Source organism: Thomasclavelia ramosa DSM 1402, from assembly GCF_014131695.1.
GTDB lineage: Bacteria > Bacillota_I > Bacilli_A > Erysipelotrichales > Coprobacillaceae > Thomasclavelia > Thomasclavelia ramosa.
Genome location: NZ_CP036346.1, coordinates 450,586 through 468,809, shown reverse-complemented (window position 1 = coordinate 468,809; position 18,224 = coordinate 450,586). Strand labels below are relative to the sequence as shown.

The window sequence follows — 18,224 nt, the reverse complement described above, 5'->3', positions numbered from 1 at the left end:
ATATGATTCCTTTAAACACCAATTTTCATCCCTTATTTTTATTTTCAACTATTAATATATATATATGTAATATTTTTTTAATACTTCTATTTTATCCAAAAAAATGAAAAAAAAACCTAGATCAATTAGACCTAGGCTTAAACTTTATATTTCTTTTATTGATGCAAAAATTCTGGTAATCGTTGCTTATAACACTATGAGTAGAAATTATGATTAATATCGAGTATACAAGTTGATAAAAAATGACAAATAACTATAATTGATATTGTACAATTATTGATCCCCACTATAATTCCAATAGTTGTATAATAGGGTATGGTCCTCCTTTCCCCTTAGCCATACCCAACCAAGAGCACAAAAGAGATATCTCCTCACTAGAGCCTTGTGCTCTTTTATTTAAAAGTTTAATACATTTGCATATTTTGTATAATGTAGTAGAATAGATTGCGTACAAATATTATTTTTGTACAATAGAATATTGTTCCTCTCCCATTAACAATATTCGAAAGTATACAAAGAGTACAAGTTCACCTCTCCCGTTTTGGGCTTGTGCTCTTTTTATATAAAGTTTATTGAAAATAATTACTTATTATTATATACTTTTATTAAGCATAGTACGTATTCCAAAATTATGCTAAAAACACAGTGTTCATTCCCATGTCACTGTGTTTTTCTTTATACAAAAAAGCCTAGATCAATGTGTGTGACCTAGGCTTGAATTTTATATATTTATTGTTTACGTGTATATCGCGATACCCATTATTAATAATACTATGAGATAGCCCCATATACAAAAGGGTATACTCTATCCTTGTGTTTAAACAGTTCCCCTGAATATCTTCAGCATTTATTTTTAAGTATACCTTTTCCATAATCTTTACATTTTAGTTCCTTTTAATAACCAGTCCCATGTATTAGATCCTACTACACCATCTTGAACAAGACCACGATTTCTTTGAAACACGATAATAGCTTCTTTAGTCTTTTTGCCAAAGTCCCCATCAACAACCAAATTAAATCCCACACTGTTTAATCGTTCTTGAATTAATCTAGTAATACCACCCTTCGCACCTTTTTTTACAGTTGGATAACTGGAGAATCCTTGTCTAGCAATTTCTGCATTTAATCTATTTAACCAGTCATCGACAGGTTGAGAAGGTTCTGGTGCAGGGGTTGATACAGTAGTGCCATAATCAATATAGGGACTTTTGCCATGTTTAGTCCATTTTCTAGATTTAGATCCATTTGAAACATTAGCACAAGTTGAAACTTGAACACCATTATCCCATTTAGGAGTAGCTTCAACTACTTTGCCATTACCAATATAAATACCCATATGACCTTTCATCCAGACGATTTCACCTGAAACAATATTGCTAAAATCCGTAGACACTCCGCTACACTTACTAATAATAGTATCAGCATTCTGATCCAATACACCATTCTTTAAATATTTACCATTATCAGGATAGCCCCATAAGATTCCTTTTAACAAACCAGAGCAATCCCACTGTCTTTTACCACCAGATGTTTTATTTCCGAAAGTTCCTAATTTATAAGCAGTAGCTGTATTTGCTACTGCTTTTACTTTATCCACTAATTGTGATGCTGTTAATACTGCCATATTATTTATCCTCCTTTAAATCAATTCCTTCGATTTCTGCACGAATTTTTAAGCATCTAATATAATTACCCATATACCCTTTTTGCTCTTTTAAAAGTTCTAAAGAACAACTAGGTCTAAAGTTTAAAGTTCCAGCTTCATATTTAACAGTCATTGCATCTAATTTATCATAACGGATTTTTGCTTGAAAATACTCACCTCTAAATCTCTCTTTATAACCGTTACTATTCATCATTTCGATAGTTTCATTTAATTCCATGTTAATTATCCCCACTTTCTTTATTAATTAATTTATCCGCCACTTCTAAACCTCTTGTTAAAATGGATGGTACGTTATAACCTGCTTCTACAAGATTTTCTATGATTGATCTAATCTCATTAACAGCTAATGACCCTAATACAAACCATCCGATTAATGTTGTAATGCCAAGATCAATTCCTAGTGTAGTGCCAATCTCTATAAATAAAACAGATGCAGCAAAAGCCACAAGAATCATAATCCAATAGCCTAATTTCTTTAAGACACCTAGCCATCCTTTTTGCGAATTGGTTTTATTGGCCAATTTCGATTTCATACAGCCAGTAATCCAATCAATAACATTAAATAATAAGAACAAAGCAAATAAAATCCAGTGTTCTCCAAAAATAAAGCTTAAAAAAGCGACTACCGCTCCAGTAATCGCATTGTATGTGTCCATGTAATTCATATTATTTAAAACATTCATTTTTTTCATTTTCCTCACCTTCAGTTTAAATTTTATTAAGTACAGCTAATACATAGCCTTCCTTGATACCTTCATCATTAATAATCTGTTTAATCTGCGTTAACTGTGATTTCGAAGTATAACTAACTTCTTCTTCGACAGTTTCGATTTCTCTAAATAAAATATAATCATTCTGCTCGTAATCATTTTGTTTTATAATTTTGTAATTTGATTCCAAAAGTTCACTAAATTTACTTGCCGTAACGTCTAATTCATGTGTTTTAATCATAATTTCATGCCGTCCTTTCATCTTTAATTTTTCGTGTACCATAATGTCAATACTACATCGTATCTAGTATTACCGTTGGTATTGATGTAAACATCTCCACCCGTAGTGACAAATAAATCAGTACTTGAATTTCCATTCATACCACTTATTTTATCGTTCGCTCGCATTGAAAATTCATATCTTATATTTCTATCAAAATTTGCAATATTTTCTATTTTTTTAAAAGCATTAATAGTACCTAAATTGTAAGATTTTTGATATATCTTTTTGCCATCTATCCAGTATTCGCCCGTAAACTGTTCTTCTGTACTATATTTAAAATAAATGTCCTTTTTCTCAATAGGGGCTGGAGGGACTGAATAATTTCCATTTTTCGTAAATACTGGTAATTCTTCACCATTTTTTAATATTTTTCCAAATATGTTCAAGTCATACTCAATTTGAAATTCACCTTCTTTATCGCAATAGCGTCCCCAGCCGACACCGTTTTTGTGAGGGGGAATATTAAGTATAACTTTACCAATATCTATATCGTGAATTACAGTTACTGTATTTCCAACATTATCAGTAATGGAAACTTCTACTTCATGGGTAGTATTTAACGCATAACCACTAAATACATATCCTTGTCCACTGTTAAACGCAGTTGATTTACTTGTATTGTTGATTTTTATACTTTTAGTTTTTATTGCATTCCCAGTTATAACACAATAAGTAAATGTAGGCTTAACATAAATGTAAGTACCCTTGATTATATCTTTAGTTCCCGAACTGTCGCATCTGTATGTTTCAAAAGTTAATGTAGGCAGTGTATACGCAGTAACCGTGACTTTAACCGTTTTACTTGCTGTTCTTCCTCGACTATCAGTAATCGTTGCGGTGAATGTTATATCACCGCTTTTATCAACCACACCGGTGGTATATGTATTTTTATCACCACTATAACTGTAATCTCTACCACTAATACTGTAAGTTTTAATAGTACTTCCATATACTCCTGATGCCCCGTTAATTGTTAATTTAATGCTGGATTTTCCTTGCAGATAGAGTGAACCAAATGGATTTACCGGTGTTGCAGTAATACTTGTAAAAGTCGGAACAATATTCGTCGGTATTTTAACAGTACAAGTACAAGTACTGCTTCCTATGTTCGTTCCACCATTAAAGGTATATGCTCGAAACATTATTGCTGTACTGTCCGCACCTGTTACACTATTTAACAAACTTAGTGGTGGTGTCCACGTAGCTGATGTGCTGTAGTCAGCACCTATACCAGTTTCAGGACCACCATTTAGACTATAATAAAGATGGTGAGTAAAATTATCTGATTTTCTATCAAAATAAATAGTTAACGCACTCCCAAAAGTTCCACCATCACATCGTACTCCTGACACTCTTGGAATTGTAGTTAATGTATGTGTATAACCCTGCTCGCTTGAACTGAACTGACTGTGACTTATCCAACCAGTAACGCTTATAGCTTTTGAACCGTCAGCATCATGACTAATAGTAACATCCCATGTACCCAAACGAATCGGTGTTGATGTAATTTTCTGTCCAGTACTTATACCAGTACTGTATACTCCGCCGTTTATACGAGCATATACTGTACCTGTTCCATTTGTAGTATAACCTGTGTTTGTTCGCCATACATCTATCCAAACTCGTACAACAGAGGTGTTTGAATTTATGTCATAGCTCAGCTCCTGACTGTTAACACTGTAGTTTATATATTTATTACTTGTTCCAAAAGTTGCCATTCACACACCTCCTAAGTTAATGTCAGACCATCAGTAGCATCATAATTCCAGCTGAATGTTCCGATATTTAATTTCGTCATTACAATGGCATATTCAATGTTAAGCTGTTGGTTTGACAGATATGCTATTCTGCTTCCATTTTGATAGAATCCTAATTCCGTATTAGATAATTTAACAGCAAAGGGACTATTGCTTGCACCTAGTTCTAATACACCATCCTGAAATCTAGCCCACTGTGAGATTTCCTCTTTTGTGGCCATACCAGTTAGATTATCATTAATACTGCTTATACTGTTTGTAATCAATGAAATTGAACTTGCATTTTGGACTATCTGACTGGATAACTGCTCTATCAAAGTTGAATTGTCAGTAGTAGAAGTCTGTAGTTTTTCAACCAGTGTAGTCAGCGATTCTTTAAGCTGGTTGATCGCAGAAGTATATTCAGTGGTAATATTCTGCTTCATATCATTGATATCACCAGCAAAATCATTAGTCACTTCCCATGTAGTACCGTTCCAGTATTTTAGAAGATTATCAGTTGTATCAAACCATAACTTAGTTTTATCACTAGGTGCAGTAGCACTATGAACCGTACCATCGTCACCTTTGTCACCCTTATCACCTTTAATCAAACTCCATGTATAATCACTGGCTGAAGTTGATTCCGTAAGGGTTGTCTTGTTGTAAGCTAAACCTATGTATGTTTTACCCGATGGATCATCAGACATATTAGCACCACTGGCACTTGTTGCATACTTAACCCATGTATAGGTTGTTTTACCATCTGTACCCTTTGGTCCCTGAATTCCAGTATCACCTTTCTCACCTTTGATTAAAGACCATGTATAATCTGAATAATTACTGCTTTCTGTTGCAGTGGTCTTATTATACGCTAAACCAATATATGCTTTTCCAGTTGGGCTGTCACTCATACCACTTGTAGGTGTATCCGCATATTTAAGCCATGTATAATACTGCTTCCCATCTACTCCTTTAGGTCCCTGTACGCCCTGTGGTCCTTCTATTTTAACCCATGAGTATTTATTAAAAACTGCACTGTCAGCTTCAGAAAAATCCACATATGTTCCAATATATTTACCTGGTGTTTCTCCATTATTTGAGGTAAAAGTTTTTCCGTCATCACTGTACTTAATATGTAGATACGAAGTTTGTCCATCGCTTCCCTTCGGTCCCTGAATTCCTTGTTCTCCTTTGCTTCCAGTATCTCCTTTGATCTTGCTCCATTTATATGAAACATATGAGCTCGGAGCTGTATTTGATGTTGTTGAGCATGTACCAATATAAACAGCATTCTCAGCACTGTCAGTCATCGGGTTACCATTAGCGTTTTGAGAGTATCTTATATAGAAATAAGAACTTACTCCATCCGCTCCAGCAACCCCCTTAATTCCCTGAGGTCCTTGTTCACCTTTGATTTTAGACCATGTATAACTGTCAACATTTGTAGGATCATTAGAATTAAAGTCTACACACTGTCCAATATAATCACCTGCTGTCTCTCCACTGTTTGCAGTAAACGACTTCCCGCCATCATTAGAATATTTTATATGGAGATAAGAAGTCTTGCCATCTACACCATTAGTTCCCGGTATTCCTTGTGTCCCCTGAGCTCCCTGAATTCCCTGAAATCTCGCCCATGTATATTTTGTTGGATCTGTACTGTCGGTTTCAGTGTAATCAACATAAGTACCAATATAAACCGACGGAGTTTCCGTCATTTGACTAGAGCTTGTCGGACTGGCAACACTGCTATATTTAATGTGAAAATACGAAGTCTTTCCACTAGAACCATCATTTCCTTTAGGTCCAGCCGGTCCTTGAATTCCCTGATTACCTTGTGGACCCTGAAGTCCCTGAAGCCCTTGTGGACCAGTATCGCCTTTATCTCCGGTAATGACGAATGGAATTGTTGTTGAGGTAGTATTATTACTAAATTTTGTCGTATCTTTGCGCCATAGATACTGCCCATTTGCTCTAACCGGTTGAGCAGTTATCCATCCGCTGTCAGGTGGTGTCGTACTGCTGGCATTAACTGCAAAGTAAGGTGTGATACTAATCACACTAACACCATCATCCCCAGTTGGACCTTGCGGTCCCACTGCTCCATCTTTTCCATCACTACCGTCAGCACCGTCCTTACCCAGTACATTTAAACTAAATGACGTAAACAGTTTAATACTTGTGTTTTTATACGATACATAACAGACATATGTAACCGCCGGATTAGCCTTGGTCATAATATTTTTACTTACATTCAATATTCCATTGCTAACATTCTCGCCATTCGTAAGTCCAGTTTCTGAACTGTTGATTATCTTTTTAAAGACAATATCACAATTACTTAAATCCACATTTAATAATCCATCTAAAACTGCTGGAGTAATCGTAATGTTGTTAATTTCCCAGTTAGGGCTATAAGTTCCGTCAGTATTTAAAATCTGTACTAACTGTGAACCGGTAACATCAAGAAAACTGTTGCCTAAATTAGCAATGTCATTATTATCAGTTATAGTTACACTTCCTGTATCTAATTCAATTCCGCTTATAGAAACTATACACTTAAAATTAGCACTTACATCAATATCATTGCCTGTCAATGTCACTGATTTGCCAGTTTTAAATTTTTCTTCATTTTTATACCATTGAAACTGTATATCAGTCTGGTCAGGTGTAATATCAGTAGTCCCGTTAACAACTTGACAAGACAGGACAATTGATTTATTTTGTTCATTTAAAACAGTTGCATCTGATATCATAAAAGCTCTATATAAAGAAGTATCAATATCCTCTATCTTAGTATTGATTTCTTCTATCTTAGTGTTAATTTCTTCATTAGTAATTGTAAGCTGCCCGACTTTTTCATTAAGCCCTTCTTGCTCTTTTGCGATGACATCCAGTTTAAGTGATTCCTGATCTTGCGTTATCTGCAGCTTTCGTATGCGTGTTGTATTGTTTATTCTCTTGATAACACGTTCTTCATTTTTGGTAGTTACGGTTCCATCTATATCAGATAATAGAAAATTTCCACCCTTAAATGTATTTGATAAATCAATTACCATAAAATTGAATTCATCATTATAATTAATCAATTTACCTGGTAATAAATTATCAATAGAAATCATCTTTACAGATTTTACTGAATAGAATGTTAAACCATCGAACTGTTCGTATAGAGAATCTACAATCAATTGTTCATCGAGATAAAGATTATTTGCATTAAGAAACATCGTATTTCCTGTTTCATTACCTGCTTCAAGTGGATTCAATCCATTCTCTGCATATATACGAGTCACTTTATAAACTTCATTCTTTTCATAATTTGTTAAGGTATCTGTGTTTGCAAATACATCCTTTGTAACTTTTACAAATTCAAGCGAATTAATTTCCTTTGCAAACACGTTAGCCCCGCAAAGTTCAGCTATCCAGCCTAGATAACTTCTTATAACAATTGTATTGTCATACCACGCAACTTCTTTATTCAATACATAATCAGGAATGTTAGTTCTGATTATAGAAAAACCAGTTAGACTTTCTATTTCATCCAACTGGTCTTTTATTTGTACTGGATATGTAAGTTTTGTATCATACGCAATATCTAGAGAATAGTTATTGTCATACAGTTTTAGGCTCAACGATTTAGTATACTTTTCGGGTTGATCATATATCTTAAAATATCTTTTATCTGAAGCATTAGTTTCTTGAATTTCCCAATACACTTCAGTATCAAGATTATCGAGAATTCCATCATAGTTATCAAACTTAAGATTCAGCTGGATTGTTGGAACATTACCAATAAGATAACCCTCCGCAAAAGAACTTGAAATCTTATAGTCAAGCAGTCGACTTGTCACATCTAAGTTTCCGTATTTAATTAGCATGACTACACCTCAATCAATGCAAAAGAAAAGGACTTAGCTTTAAGTCCCTCTTTCGTCCTAATGTAATTATAACTTTTGTTTCCCGCATACATTTTTCTAGTGGCACGGATTCCATGAGTTGGAATAAATAGTTCTGCGTCAAACTCAGCAGGAGTTACCGCATTGAGAATATTCATGATGTCGATTGTTGGTGTTATGTTCCATGTCAATGTGACTTTTAACATATTTGATCTAATTCTATTTCTTCTTAGAACACCTGTAGCCACTGGTCTAACACTTTCACCGTCCAAATCCTGAATTTCAACTTTAATATCAGAAGGTGTAGACAAAGCTACACCATTCACTTTAATCAATGCTTCATTTGCCATATACTCCCTCCTCTTAATAATCAAACACTGGTTTACCAGTTTGTACCTCATATTCTTTAATATTATCAATTACCATCTTGGTCAGTACCTTCCCATTTTCCAAAACAAAATTAATGACATAAGTTGCTCCATTTCCACTATCCCCATCAAAAGATAATCTATCTGCTAATTTTTCAGCAATCAGATCAAGTCCCTGGGTATTACGTTTCAATGGAATTACAGCCTCAGTACCTGCCTCACCAAAAATACCTAAAGTTGGTTTGTTTACCACTGTTCCTTCGGCTAGCAAAGGAATTTGTGGTACGCTTATCGTGCTAATCCAGTCAAAAGGTTTAAGTCCTAAAATACTTACTTTTTTTATTGATTTTAATGCACTGTTTATACCATCGAATGGAATTTTAATTACTTTATTGATTCCTTTAATAATTGCATTTACAACAGCCTTTAAGCCATTTAGAATACCGTCTTTGATACCATCGAATACAGCACCTCCTGTACTAAATACATTTTTAACTGCTGTCCATGCATCGCTGAATTTGCCCTTGAACCAGTCCACAATATTTCCAAATGCATCAGTAATATTGTTCCATACGCCTTTGAAAAACTCCCCAGTTCTGCTGAAAGCACCGCATATATTGTCCCATGCATGATCGAATATAGTTCCAAACCATTCCGCAACATCAGAAAATGCAGTTTTAACATTTTCCCACTGCTGCCCAAACCATTCACCTAAAGGCGCAAATGTTTCACAGATACTATCCCATGCATTGCTAAATATCTTACAAACCTTCTCCCATGTATCACTCATATTTAGTGTAAAGATTCCAACAAAGAAATCAGCTACCACTTGAAATGCACCAAGAATAATATCGGCAACGGTTTTAATAACAGAGCCAGCAATTTCAAATATCGTAATAAACGCTGTCTTTATAAATTCGACAATAGGTTTTAGCATTGTATTCCATAACTTTGATAAAGTTTCAATAACAGTATTAATAGCCGGCATCCATCCCTGAAGAATATCGCACACAGCTTGTATTGCTATTCCTAAAACACTGACAAGAAAATCCGCAATCGGGGCAAGAATGTTAGTCCAAAATGCTAAAGCAATGCTTGCTATAGCTTCTACTACTGTTAAAAATACATCTGTTAATAAATTCCCCAATGGGAGCAGCACTGTATTAAAAAGCATTACCAGCGTATCAAAAATTGGTAAAAGGCAGCTTGTATAAAAATTCTGAAGTATTCCTAATAAAGCACCTACCGCATCATTCACAAGATTTCTAAAAGACTCACTAGTCTGATATAAATAAACAAGTGCTGCGGTTACAGCTGTAATAACACCTACAATTGCAAGCATTGGAGTATTTAATCCGGTAAGCATAACACTCAATGTTTCAATTACCCCAACATCCTTGAATAAAGCAAATAATGCACCTATATTAGTAAATAAATTTTTTATTGGGCCCGTTAATGCGGCCCAATTTTTGATCACCTCAAAAGCAACAAAGCCCGCTAAAACTCCAGATAACAGACTTGTAATGACAGGAGCATTGGTCTTGAGAAACTCTTTAAGCCTATTGACATAGACCATCACCTTATCAACAGTAGCCTCAATACCGCTCGTATCCGGCTCCTCAAACGCACTGCCCCAGTCGATTGGATCAATGGCATATCCGCCACCTCCGGTACCAGCGCCAGAGCCACCACTACCAGAACTAGAATCACTCGCACTGATTGTATTTAATTCATCAAACCCGGCCAATGAACCTAACGCCTTAGCCGTTTTCTTGGCTTGACCTTCTGTACCCTTTAATGCATTATTTAGTCCACCTGTAGAAGCTGTTGCTGTTTTTGCAGCGTTACTAGCAGAAGTAAAACCATTCGATGCCTGCTGTCCTGCCGACTTCTTGCCAAATAACCTACCAAAAACTGCACTTACAACATTCGCAAATGTAATCAGTTTTCCAATAATCATATTCAAAAACTGTACTACAGGCGTTAATGCGGCAATCAAGCCGTTTCCGATAATCCCCAAAAGCTGTTTAAATCGTTCCTGAAGGATACGAATTTGATTAGCCCAGCTGCTGCTTGTTCTTGCGAAATCGCCTTGAACAAAGGCTAATCTATCCAAAACAAAGTTATATCTTAAAGTTGTTTGCTCTGCCTGATTCATATCACTTATATTTTTATTAATACCTTGTGACAATGCATAAGCCTGGAGATTTGTTTGAGTCATTACAACACCTAGCTCTTTTAAAGTTTCTGTCTCACCTGTAAAAACAGATTTTAAACGCACATCAGCAAGATCTTGAGATATGTTATAAAATGATGCGACATCACCTGTTAAACCTGCCAAAGTGACCGCCATATCACTGGCTGCGTTTTCATTTATACCGGCACTTTTAGCCATAGTCATGTAAGTGCCCGATGTTTTCTTGGCGCTTAACTCGCTCATCCCAAATGCTTCAAGTGCTGATTTAGAAAACTTTTCAGCTTTCCACGCCATGGAGCCAAACGCTACATCTACAACGTTCTGCACTTCAGTAAGATCACTTGCAACCTGTAAAGCCTCTTTACCAAGTTTTAACAGTCCAGTTCCAACCGCTAATCCTACAAGTGCTGATTTTATACCTGATATAGCTGATTTGATTTTAGATGTCTGCGCAGTAACATTCTGGGTAGCTGACTTCATTTGAGTTTGAACTTTTGCAAGTTCATCTCTAAACTGCTTTGTTTCAGCGTTGATTATTACTTTTAATTCTTCTACTGTCCTTAGTCATCAGCCCCAATCTGTTTATTATGGTTATAAGCGAACCTTTTTCTTTTTTCTTTAAATTCCTCTAATTCGTTTATTTCTTTTTGCTCCTCTGCTTTTTTCTTTTCTTCCTTAAATAAGTCAGGATAGTAATCCCATATTTGCTTAATTTCAACATTGTCTTCTTTTTGAGAAAATAATAATCCAATTCCTCTGATGATTTGGTCAGCCAGAATAGAGTTATCTATAGCCCGTTGTTTTTGTTTCATTATCTCTTTTCGATTAAAAGAATCAATAATATCCTTGATTTCATCTAAACTTAGTTCCCAAAAATAAAAAGGATCTATCCCGCAGTCAACTGCATTTGGGTAAATCCCATTTATTAAGTCTGATATATTAGTTACAGTTGTTCTTTGGCTTCGTCCAATTTCTCGCTCATCATTTCTGCCATTGAACCAGAGAAAAAACCCGACGCTTGATAAATCGGGAAAAACACATCTGTCATGAATGCAGTTTGTGATCCTCCCTCATCCACATATTTTTCAAACATTTCTTCTACATCCTTATATTTGATACCGTGGTGAAATTTTTGCATAGCACCATGTGTAATTGTAAGCATAATCTTTAACGCTGGAACACCATTATCCAGGACGTTAACAAGATTAGTCTTAAACTGTTCTTCAAGTTTAGTAATTACACTTGTTGTGAGTTTTAATTTATACTCAACTCCATCGACTTCCCACGTAGCCCATGGGATTCTTTTATTTTCTTCCATAGCTGCCTCCTTATGCAATTTCTGGGTCAGTGATTGTCAATTTACTTTGAAGTGCAATGTTTAAGTTAAACTCAATAACACCATTAACTCCACCACCAGTTCTTTTAACAGAAACCTGACCATCAAATTCAGTTGTAGTTCCATCCTTTAATGTTTCTTTAAAAGTAGCGATCTCCCCACTCTCCTCCAAAGCTCTCATCAAACGATATGGACTGTCTGTTGATGTATTTTCATATTTAAATTTATAGGTGATATCACCTGCATCACCGATACCCATTTCATACTGTTTAACGGTATCATCAAGATCTGTATTCTCTACTTTTTCAGGATCAACACCCATTTCAGGAATTTCTTTTAATCCTTTTAATTTTGTATAAGTACTTTCAGTAGCAGATTTTTTCTTATACTCTAAAGTTGCTCCATTTGCTAACATATAAATACCTCTCTTTCATTAATTTTTATGATACGCAAAAATTTTATTTGTATCTACAATTGCTTCATATCTCATAAGTTTATGCTTCATGCCCGAAGGCTCGCCAATATCTGAACATGAAATACGTTTAAAACCAAATTCAGCAATAACCTTATCAATATCAACTGCAGTCGATGAAGTACTCTTATTGCTCCAGATATCAATCCTAATGCGAATTAGTGATGAAGCTTCACCTTCATCGGTAACTTCATAAACACAGTTCTCTTCCTCGCAGTAGCTGACTGCTGGAAAATTTGTGAAATCCTGAGGATACGTATCGCTCAGATTATCAACAACTTTTTCAAGCTGCTCAACTATCTTATCTTTAATATTGATCATTTTTTCATCACCTTGACTATTTCCTTTCCAATATATCTATTCATCTCTTTAGTAATATCTTTTTTCTGATCATGCAGCGCTGGATAGAGATACGGCCGTGCCGGCATACCATTAGTACGGTATCCGATAACTTCACCACCACTTTCTACAACACCCAAGCCATAATACTCAGCATCATCAACACTCATAGCATCAGCAGGTATCATCCATCCAGTTTGTGAATATTTAGGATTAACATTTGGAGAAATACCCGCATGTTTTTCCTGACCATTGGGACCTGTTCCAAGCTCATAGTAAATGCCATAATCAAGATTAGTGTAAACAGTACTGCTTGCTCCACTAGGCCTCTGTTCTGTTCTTTCCTTGATTGACCTACCTAAATTACCGCTCTTAGAATTAACCAAAAGACGTGCCTGCTTTTGTACAAGTAGACCACCTCGCTTTACTGATTTCTTTAAGATTTCACCCTGAACTTCATTAGACATTAAATTAAGCTTTTTTATGAGTTTATCCGCATTTTGAAATGTCATCTTAATTTTTCCAACTCAATGAATTTAAATTTGGGATAGCTCTTAATTGAAACCACCTTATATTCCGGCTCATCAATATTTATACATATGGCATCATTTTCACTTATATTTAAATCACCATAATAATTCATGTTAAGCATATAGGCTAGTCTTAGCCCATAAAGTTCCGCTTGTACTTTTCCACCAGCTGGCCAGATTACCGCTTCACCTTCAACAGGATCAAGATATTCTAAAGCTGTATTACGTTCAGTATCTTTTTTTACGATATATTTTCTAAGTTTGAATTTCTTCATCTTTCTTCTTAGCATTTAATCGCCTCCTAGCAACAGCACTAAGTCTATATTTATCGATACCCGAAAGTATCTCATCTTCACTGCGATAGCTGCGGTTTACTCCGCCCTCGCTATGACTTGACTCCCCGGATTCACCATCTCGTTCATATCTCGCAACTGCAAGATCAAACTTGAAATGTTCAAGTTCTTTCACCAATGACGGGCGATTAGTTTTTTCAAGAACAGTTTCCTCAGCTTTATCAAGAAAAAGAGAAACCGATATATCGTCAGTTTCTCCTGTTACTTTCTTAAACTCTTCTTCGATAGTCATTACTGATTACCTTGAGCATCCTTAATGATTTTACGAAGTTCATCACAATTCAGCCCGTCACTATCCAAACCAAGTTCTTCAGCAGTTTTCTTTAAATCCTCCAGCTTCATTTTAGATAAAGGAACTTTTTTGTCCGTATCTTGATTAGACTGTTCTGATACATCAATTCTTTTGTAGCCAAGCTTTGCAAACCTAGAAAATTCTTTTTCATCGATAATGAGTTCTACATTTTCTTTTAAAACACGCATATCGACACCCCCTATTCAGTTGGTTTTGCATCTTTGATATTTACAAAAATTGAATCTTCTTTATTCTCTAAAGTCCATAATTCATGGAATCTACGATAGTCCATTGCCCATGCATTTGCTTTTTGATTTGTCAATGGATCGAAGATTCTCATTACATCCTGTTTAGAAATAGCGATTGGTGTTGCTCTTGGAACAATAATAAAGTTTGCCTCCAACGCTTTAGTTCCTTTCACATATCCGCCTTGTTCTTGACCTGTTGTTTTACCATCATAGATTGTAATTGAAGAATACATTCTGTTTTGTGGTGTTTCAATGATTGGTACATGATCAACTGCAGGAACAATTGTATCAATACCACCTTGAGAGAATGTAACAGAAGTAAGTTTCCCCGCCATTTCTAACTCTAACTGCAGTTTTGCTGCTGCTGTCATATGAATTACTAAATCTCCGTTATACCCATTATCTCTAATCTTAGAAATTCCTGTCTTTACCTTCTCTAACATTGTTGTTTTCTCTGGTGTATACCCGTATTCAACCATAGTTCCTTTAGTAATTGCAGTTGTAATCAATTTTGATAAACGATATGCATCGATTTCCGGTACTACCCACATTCTTTGGAATTCACCCATTACTGTAGATGCTGTTGCTACAAAGTTTGTTTCATCAACATCCATAGGATCCAATTGAAACTTACGCCCACGATCTTGAGTCATTGTTCTTGTTTCATAAGACAAGTTAATTGCACCCTGTTGATAACCGTTATCACGATCATAGGCTCCTAACCCCTGTAATGCAATTTTAGGAATCTTTACCTCAGCACCTCCGCTGTATCTTACCTGACCGGCATTTGCTTCCATCCATCCTGTCAATGCTTCCTGTTGTGCTACTAAATCTAATGTCTGTTGAAATAAAGTAGCTGTTGCTAATGTGTTAATTGGCATAAATTAATCATCCTTTCTATTTGCCCATCATATTTTTATAAATAAGTTCAGCATCTGTTGTTTTATCATCAGTTGCTTTTTTAATCGGCTTACCGCCTTTGATACGGTCCTCTACTGCTTTTTCTACTGCTGATTGAAATGCTTTTTCTACTGTTTCAATCGATTTGTTGCAGCTCTCAGCATCAGTAAAATTTAAAATTTCGGCCAACGTAATAGGAAGCCCTTTATCCGCCAACTGTTCTTTAGCTTGGGCAGTCAATTCTCTACGAGTAATTGCTGCTTCTCTAGTTTCCAGATCCTTAGCACGTTTTTGCTCCTGATACTGCTTTTTCTCTTTTTCACTCATGCTGGCCAATTTCTCGGCCTCTGTCTGTTGATCAACAAGCTGTTTTTCCCACGACTTACGCTCTTTAGCTAATCGACCTTTAATAATATTATCGACTTCATCCTGAGTAAAAGTCTTGGTTTGTTCTTGGCTTTCATCATTTTTACCATCTTCTTTGCCTGAAGTATCTTGATTATCACTACCGCCGGCATCTTCATCAGCAAACAATTGAAGATTTAGTGGATACGCTAATGGCCACTTTCTAAATAAATCTTTACTCATAAATTCCTCCATTTTAAGTCCGTATGACTATCCCATCTTTTTTTGTCATAAGTTTTTGGACATAATAAAGGCGAGATTTCTCTCGCCATGATTAATTTATTTTTCTTTCTGCACTTGTTTGATTTCAACTGCAACCCCCGCTCCGACTAACTCCTTAATGCGTTTAGGATCAGCAACTGTCATTAAGGCTCCTTCACGGTAAGAAAGACCAGTATTCTTATCGATCATATTCTTTACAACTTTTAGTTTTGCCATCTAACCACCTCCTTTTAGGTAAAATAAAAACACGCTACAAGTCAATTAACGTGTTTTATAAATTTATAAATCAAATATACTGTGCATATAGCTATCCAAATTAATAATAGAATTAGTCTAATCTTGAAATATAACTACATCTTGTCATTAGCTCCGTTATTTTCATATAACTGTCGTCTTTAGCCATATAACTCAAGTTCCTTTCTCAATGCATCATTATAAATTTCAACAACTTCCCATCTTCCGCCTTCATATTCATGATCATAAGCTGCTTTAGGGCGAGCCGTAGGATAAAGATAATCTTCTTCACTGTCATCAACAATGCGAAGCATTCCGCTATCAACACCAACACAATCGTAAACTTGATTGTTAGTTAAACCGTCAACACCAAATGACTTACCAATATATCTAAGCTTTCCATACAATTCCATTTTTATTTCTTTATCAAGTTCACACTGATAAACCATTATAGTTTTCATATTAATCTCTATCCTTTCTTAATTTCACTTTTGGTTCATATTGATGCTTATCATGTTCATACCAATGAACATCAAATATATATTTATCTGACGTAACTTTTGCAACTTTTTTAGACCAATTATCAATGTTCCCGCCGTATTTTTCCGATAATCTTTTTGCTGCTCTAAGAGTTTTATCGCTACCTTTTCCCGCGATAATATGTGTATTCATTAAAGCTGCCCCTGTTGGGATAAATCCCTGCTCACCTTGCCATACATAATCAAGATGTTTATGCAGTATCCATCCGTTATTTGTCGCTTTGTATAATAATTTCAAGTCTTTCCAATCCTTACCATCATTATACTTCAAATCTTGAAATTTTGCGAACGTCTCCGGCAACTCTATACCACCAATAACACTCTTATAACGATTAAATTGTTCACGATCCTTTTTAGCATTTAAGACTTTCTTTCTAAATATTTCAACAGTATCCTTACCGTATTCCTTTTGCTGATTTCTAAGCCATTTCTGATAGTTTTGATTAGCACTAACAATTTTATCTTTACCTGTGACTGGATCCCTAACTCTACGCTTCATCTTAGCTTCAATTGCCTTATTAATAACCGGCTCAGTTGATGACCTGCAGTTTGGATGTAATGGTGGAACATTTACCCCCTGCACTGCTTTATCAAGCGGTATAGTTGAATGGTCATGTGTTTGACAGATTGGAGATGTCTTCATATCATGCACCGCACAAAAACGTACCATTTCAATATCAGCTTCTCGATACGCTTCCATATCTAAAGCATTACTAATAAAGTCACTCTCTGTACAAATAAGTCTTCTGGAATTATAAGCACCGACAGCAAACTTTTCAACGATCGTATCAGCCATCTGTTTTTCACTTTTACCAGTTAACACACCCATCAGCATTTCTTCTTTGACTGAGTCTGCTAAATTCTGGGTATTATCCCAGATACGCTCGCTATAGTTTTTACCACTCCATTTAGAATTAAGTAATTTATCGGTAACCTCTGGATCAATATTTTCAAAGCTAAAGGCTATACTGGTTCTTTCATGGAGATTATAGATTGAGTTAAAATAAGAATCATATGCTACATCAATATACGTGAGTGTATTGACTTCTTTTTCACGCTTGTAGACTTCTCTCATCATCACATCGAGATTCTTCTGTGAGTCCTGAAGCTTATTGATTCTGTATCGATACGCTGGAGCTTCTAGTTCTTTAAGAAGTTCTTTTCTTTCCTCACCTTTAGCTCCTGCCTTTAATCTTTTAAGCATCTGATCATATGAAGTTGGATCAGTTAAATCATTTAACAGAGCCTTGGCTTCAGCCTCACTTAAACTATGCTTTTTCCTGTATTTATCAAAAACACCCTGGATCTGTTCATTAAAATAATAACAGGATTTTTGATAAAGCTTTGCCAGTTCCTGACTTGAGGCTTCTGCGATTTCCATAGCTCTTTGAATATGTTCAGCCTGTCTATTACGCCAGTAGTTACTCACTCTAATACCTCAATAAGAAACTTCATAAATTTGTTAAGCAGCTTTATTATTGGGAGCAGAATCTTT

General features: G+C 35.4%; 21 protein-coding genes. All 21 read right to left on the bottom strand.

The features are described 5' to 3' along the window. Positions 1-877 precede the first annotated feature (877 nt). Complete coding sequence (locus tag EYR00_RS02280; protein WP_003539074.1) at positions 878-1,624, bottom strand: C40 family peptidase; 747 nt, start codon at positions 1,622-1,624, stop codon at positions 878-880. A 1-nt stretch (position 1,625) separates the two neighbouring features. Then, the gene (locus EYR00_RS02275) at positions 1,626-1,883 is read right to left on the bottom strand and encodes a crAss001_48 related protein (protein WP_003539077.1); all 258 of its coding nucleotides are present in this window, start codon (positions 1,881-1,883) and stop codon (positions 1,626-1,628) included. Between the two features lies 1 nt (position 1,884). Beyond that, positions 1,885-2,358: a phage holin family protein gene (locus EYR00_RS02270; protein ID WP_003539078.1), complete on the bottom strand. Its 474-nt coding sequence runs from the start codon at positions 2,356-2,358 to the stop codon at positions 1,885-1,887. Positions 2,359-2,374: 16 nt separating this feature from the next. After that, positions 2,375-2,617: a DUF3850 domain-containing protein gene (locus EYR00_RS02265; RefSeq protein ID WP_008792285.1), complete on the bottom strand. Its 243-nt coding sequence runs from the start codon at positions 2,615-2,617 to the stop codon at positions 2,375-2,377. A gap of 23 nt (positions 2,618-2,640) precedes the next feature. Further along, positions 2,641-4,377, bottom strand: coding sequence for a DUF859 family phage minor structural protein (locus EYR00_RS02260; protein ID WP_003539080.1), 1,737 nt, complete (start codon positions 4,375-4,377; stop codon positions 2,641-2,643). A gap of 11 nt (positions 4,378-4,388) precedes the next feature. Continuing rightward, the gene (locus tag EYR00_RS02255; protein WP_003539081.1) at positions 4,389-8,276 is read right to left on the bottom strand and encodes a collagen-like domain-containing protein; all 3,888 of its coding nucleotides are present in this window, start codon (positions 8,274-8,276) and stop codon (positions 4,389-4,391) included. Between the two features lie 2 nt (positions 8,277-8,278). Further along, a complete protein-coding gene (locus EYR00_RS02250) occupies positions 8,279-8,644 on the bottom strand; it encodes a DUF6711 family protein (RefSeq protein WP_008792291.1) in 366 nt (121 codons plus the stop codon). Positions 8,645-8,657: 13 nt separating this feature from the next. Continuing rightward, positions 8,658-11,339 (bottom strand): phage tail protein, encoded by a 2,682-nt coding sequence (locus EYR00_RS02245; protein WP_003539083.1) that lies wholly within the window; start codon positions 11,337-11,339, stop codon positions 8,658-8,660. 80 nt (positions 11,340-11,419) lie between these two features. Continuing rightward, positions 11,420-11,671 carry a hypothetical protein gene (locus tag EYR00_RS02240; RefSeq protein ID WP_003539084.1) on the bottom strand — a complete coding sequence of 84 codons (252 nt, stop codon included), beginning with the start codon at positions 11,669-11,671 and terminating at the stop codon, positions 11,420-11,422. Positions 11,672-11,802: 131 nt separating this feature from the next. Beyond that, positions 11,803-12,177, bottom strand: coding sequence for a DUF6096 family protein (locus EYR00_RS02235; protein ID WP_008792293.1), 375 nt, complete (start codon positions 12,175-12,177; stop codon positions 11,803-11,805). Positions 12,178-12,187: 10 nt separating this feature from the next. After that, positions 12,188-12,610, bottom strand: a complete 423-nt coding sequence (locus tag EYR00_RS02230; RefSeq protein ID WP_003539086.1) for a phage tail tube protein — start codon at positions 12,608-12,610, stop codon at positions 12,188-12,190. Between the two features lie 18 nt (positions 12,611-12,628). After that, the gene (locus tag EYR00_RS02225; RefSeq protein ID WP_003539087.1) at positions 12,629-12,988 is read right to left on the bottom strand and encodes a hypothetical protein; all 360 of its coding nucleotides are present in this window, start codon (positions 12,986-12,988) and stop codon (positions 12,629-12,631) included. Then, a complete protein-coding gene (locus EYR00_RS02220) occupies positions 12,985-13,518 on the bottom strand; it encodes an HK97-gp10 family putative phage morphogenesis protein (RefSeq protein ID WP_003539088.1) in 534 nt (177 codons plus the stop codon). Before EYR00_RS02220 ends, EYR00_RS02225 begins: the two co-directional genes overlap by 4 nt. Next, on the bottom strand, positions 13,515-13,826 hold the full coding sequence (locus tag EYR00_RS02215; RefSeq protein ID WP_009299472.1) for a hypothetical protein: 312 nt from the start codon (positions 13,824-13,826) through the stop codon (positions 13,515-13,517). Before EYR00_RS02215 ends, EYR00_RS02220 begins: the two co-directional genes overlap by 4 nt. Further along, on the bottom strand, positions 13,792-14,121 hold the full coding sequence (locus EYR00_RS02210) for a phage head-tail connector protein (protein ID WP_003539107.1): 330 nt from the start codon (positions 14,119-14,121) through the stop codon (positions 13,792-13,794). The genes EYR00_RS02215 and EYR00_RS02210 overlap by 35 nt, the downstream gene beginning before the upstream one ends. Then, complete coding sequence (locus EYR00_RS02205; protein WP_003539109.1) at positions 14,121-14,369, bottom strand: hypothetical protein; 249 nt, start codon at positions 14,367-14,369, stop codon at positions 14,121-14,123. Before EYR00_RS02205 ends, EYR00_RS02210 begins: the two co-directional genes overlap by 1 nt. An 11-nt stretch (positions 14,370-14,380) precedes the next feature. Next, positions 14,381-15,310: a hypothetical protein gene (locus tag EYR00_RS02200; RefSeq protein ID WP_003539111.1), complete on the bottom strand. Its 930-nt coding sequence runs from the start codon at positions 15,308-15,310 to the stop codon at positions 14,381-14,383. A 16-nt stretch (positions 15,311-15,326) separates the two neighbouring features. Beyond that, on the bottom strand, positions 15,327-15,917 hold the full coding sequence (locus tag EYR00_RS02195; RefSeq protein ID WP_009299471.1) for a DUF4355 domain-containing protein: 591 nt from the start codon (positions 15,915-15,917) through the stop codon (positions 15,327-15,329). 96 nt (positions 15,918-16,013) lie between these two features. Then, entirely contained in the window at positions 16,014-16,172 is a 159-nt protein-coding gene (locus EYR00_RS02190) for a hypothetical protein (protein WP_003539114.1), read from the bottom strand. Between the two features lie 179 nt (positions 16,173-16,351). Then, the gene (locus EYR00_RS02185; protein WP_003539116.1) at positions 16,352-16,651 is read right to left on the bottom strand and encodes a hypothetical protein; all 300 of its coding nucleotides are present in this window, start codon (positions 16,649-16,651) and stop codon (positions 16,352-16,354) included. 1 nt (position 16,652) lies between these two features. After that, a complete protein-coding gene (locus EYR00_RS02180; RefSeq protein WP_003539118.1) occupies positions 16,653-18,158 on the bottom strand; it encodes a minor capsid protein in 1,506 nt (501 codons plus the stop codon). Positions 18,159-18,224 lie beyond the last annotated feature (66 nt).

What these genes read in the sequence shown, in the direction of transcription:
- EYR00_RS02240 (WP_003539084.1), bottom strand. Translation starts at nt 11,671, where the DNA reads ATGAAACAAAAACAACGGGCTATAGATAACTCTATTCTGGCTGACCAA.
- EYR00_RS02275 (WP_003539077.1), bottom strand. Translation starts at nt 1,883, where the DNA reads ATGGAATTAAATGAAACTATCGAAATGATGAATAGTAACGGTTATAAA.
- EYR00_RS02190 (WP_003539114.1), bottom strand. Translation starts at nt 16,172, where the DNA reads ATGGCAAAACTAAAAGTTGTAAAGAATATGATCGATAAGAATACTGGT.
- EYR00_RS02220 (WP_003539088.1), bottom strand. Translation starts at nt 13,518, where the DNA reads ATGACATTTCAAAATGCGGATAAACTCATAAAAAAGCTTAATTTAATG.
- EYR00_RS02265 (WP_008792285.1), bottom strand. Translation starts at nt 2,617, where the DNA reads ATGATTAAAACACATGAATTAGACGTTACGGCAAGTAAATTTAGTGAA.
- EYR00_RS02270 (WP_003539078.1), bottom strand. Translation starts at nt 2,358, where the DNA reads ATGAAAAAAATGAATGTTTTAAATAATATGAATTACATGGACACATAC.
- EYR00_RS02200 (WP_003539111.1), bottom strand. Translation starts at nt 15,310, where the DNA reads ATGCCAATTAACACATTAGCAACAGCTACTTTATTTCAACAGACATTA.
- EYR00_RS02260 (WP_003539080.1), bottom strand. Translation starts at nt 4,377, where the DNA reads ATGGCAACTTTTGGAACAAGTAATAAATATATAAACTACAGTGTTAAC.
- EYR00_RS02245 (WP_003539083.1), bottom strand. Translation starts at nt 11,339, where the DNA reads ATGAAGTCAGCTACCCAGAATGTTACTGCGCAGACATCTAAAATCAAA.
- EYR00_RS02225 (WP_003539087.1), bottom strand. Translation starts at nt 12,988, where the DNA reads ATGATCAATATTAAAGATAAGATAGTTGAGCAGCTTGAAAAAGTTGTT.
- EYR00_RS02235 (WP_008792293.1), bottom strand. Translation starts at nt 12,177, where the DNA reads ATGGAAGAAAATAAAAGAATCCCATGGGCTACGTGGGAAGTCGATGGA.
- EYR00_RS02280 (WP_003539074.1), bottom strand. Translation starts at nt 1,624, where the DNA reads ATGGCAGTATTAACAGCATCACAATTAGTGGATAAAGTAAAAGCAGTA.
- EYR00_RS02230 (WP_003539086.1), bottom strand. Translation starts at nt 12,610, where the DNA reads ATGTTAGCAAATGGAGCAACTTTAGAGTATAAGAAAAAATCTGCTACT.
- EYR00_RS02205 (WP_003539109.1), bottom strand. Translation starts at nt 14,369, where the DNA reads ATGCGTGTTTTAAAAGAAAATGTAGAACTCATTATCGATGAAAAAGAA.
- EYR00_RS02210 (WP_003539107.1), bottom strand. Translation starts at nt 14,121, where the DNA reads ATGACTATCGAAGAAGAGTTTAAGAAAGTAACAGGAGAAACTGACGAT.
- EYR00_RS02255 (WP_003539081.1), bottom strand. Translation starts at nt 8,276, where the DNA reads ATGCTAATTAAATACGGAAACTTAGATGTGACAAGTCGACTGCTTGAC.
- EYR00_RS02185 (WP_003539116.1), bottom strand. Translation starts at nt 16,651, where the DNA reads ATGAAAACTATAATGGTTTATCAGTGTGAACTTGATAAAGAAATAAAA.
- EYR00_RS02250 (WP_008792291.1), bottom strand. Translation starts at nt 8,644, where the DNA reads ATGGCAAATGAAGCATTGATTAAAGTGAATGGTGTAGCTTTGTCTACA.
- EYR00_RS02195 (WP_009299471.1), bottom strand. Translation starts at nt 15,917, where the DNA reads ATGAGTAAAGATTTATTTAGAAAGTGGCCATTAGCGTATCCACTAAAT.
- EYR00_RS02215 (WP_009299472.1), bottom strand. Translation starts at nt 13,826, where the DNA reads ATGCTAAGAAGAAAGATGAAGAAATTCAAACTTAGAAAATATATCGTA.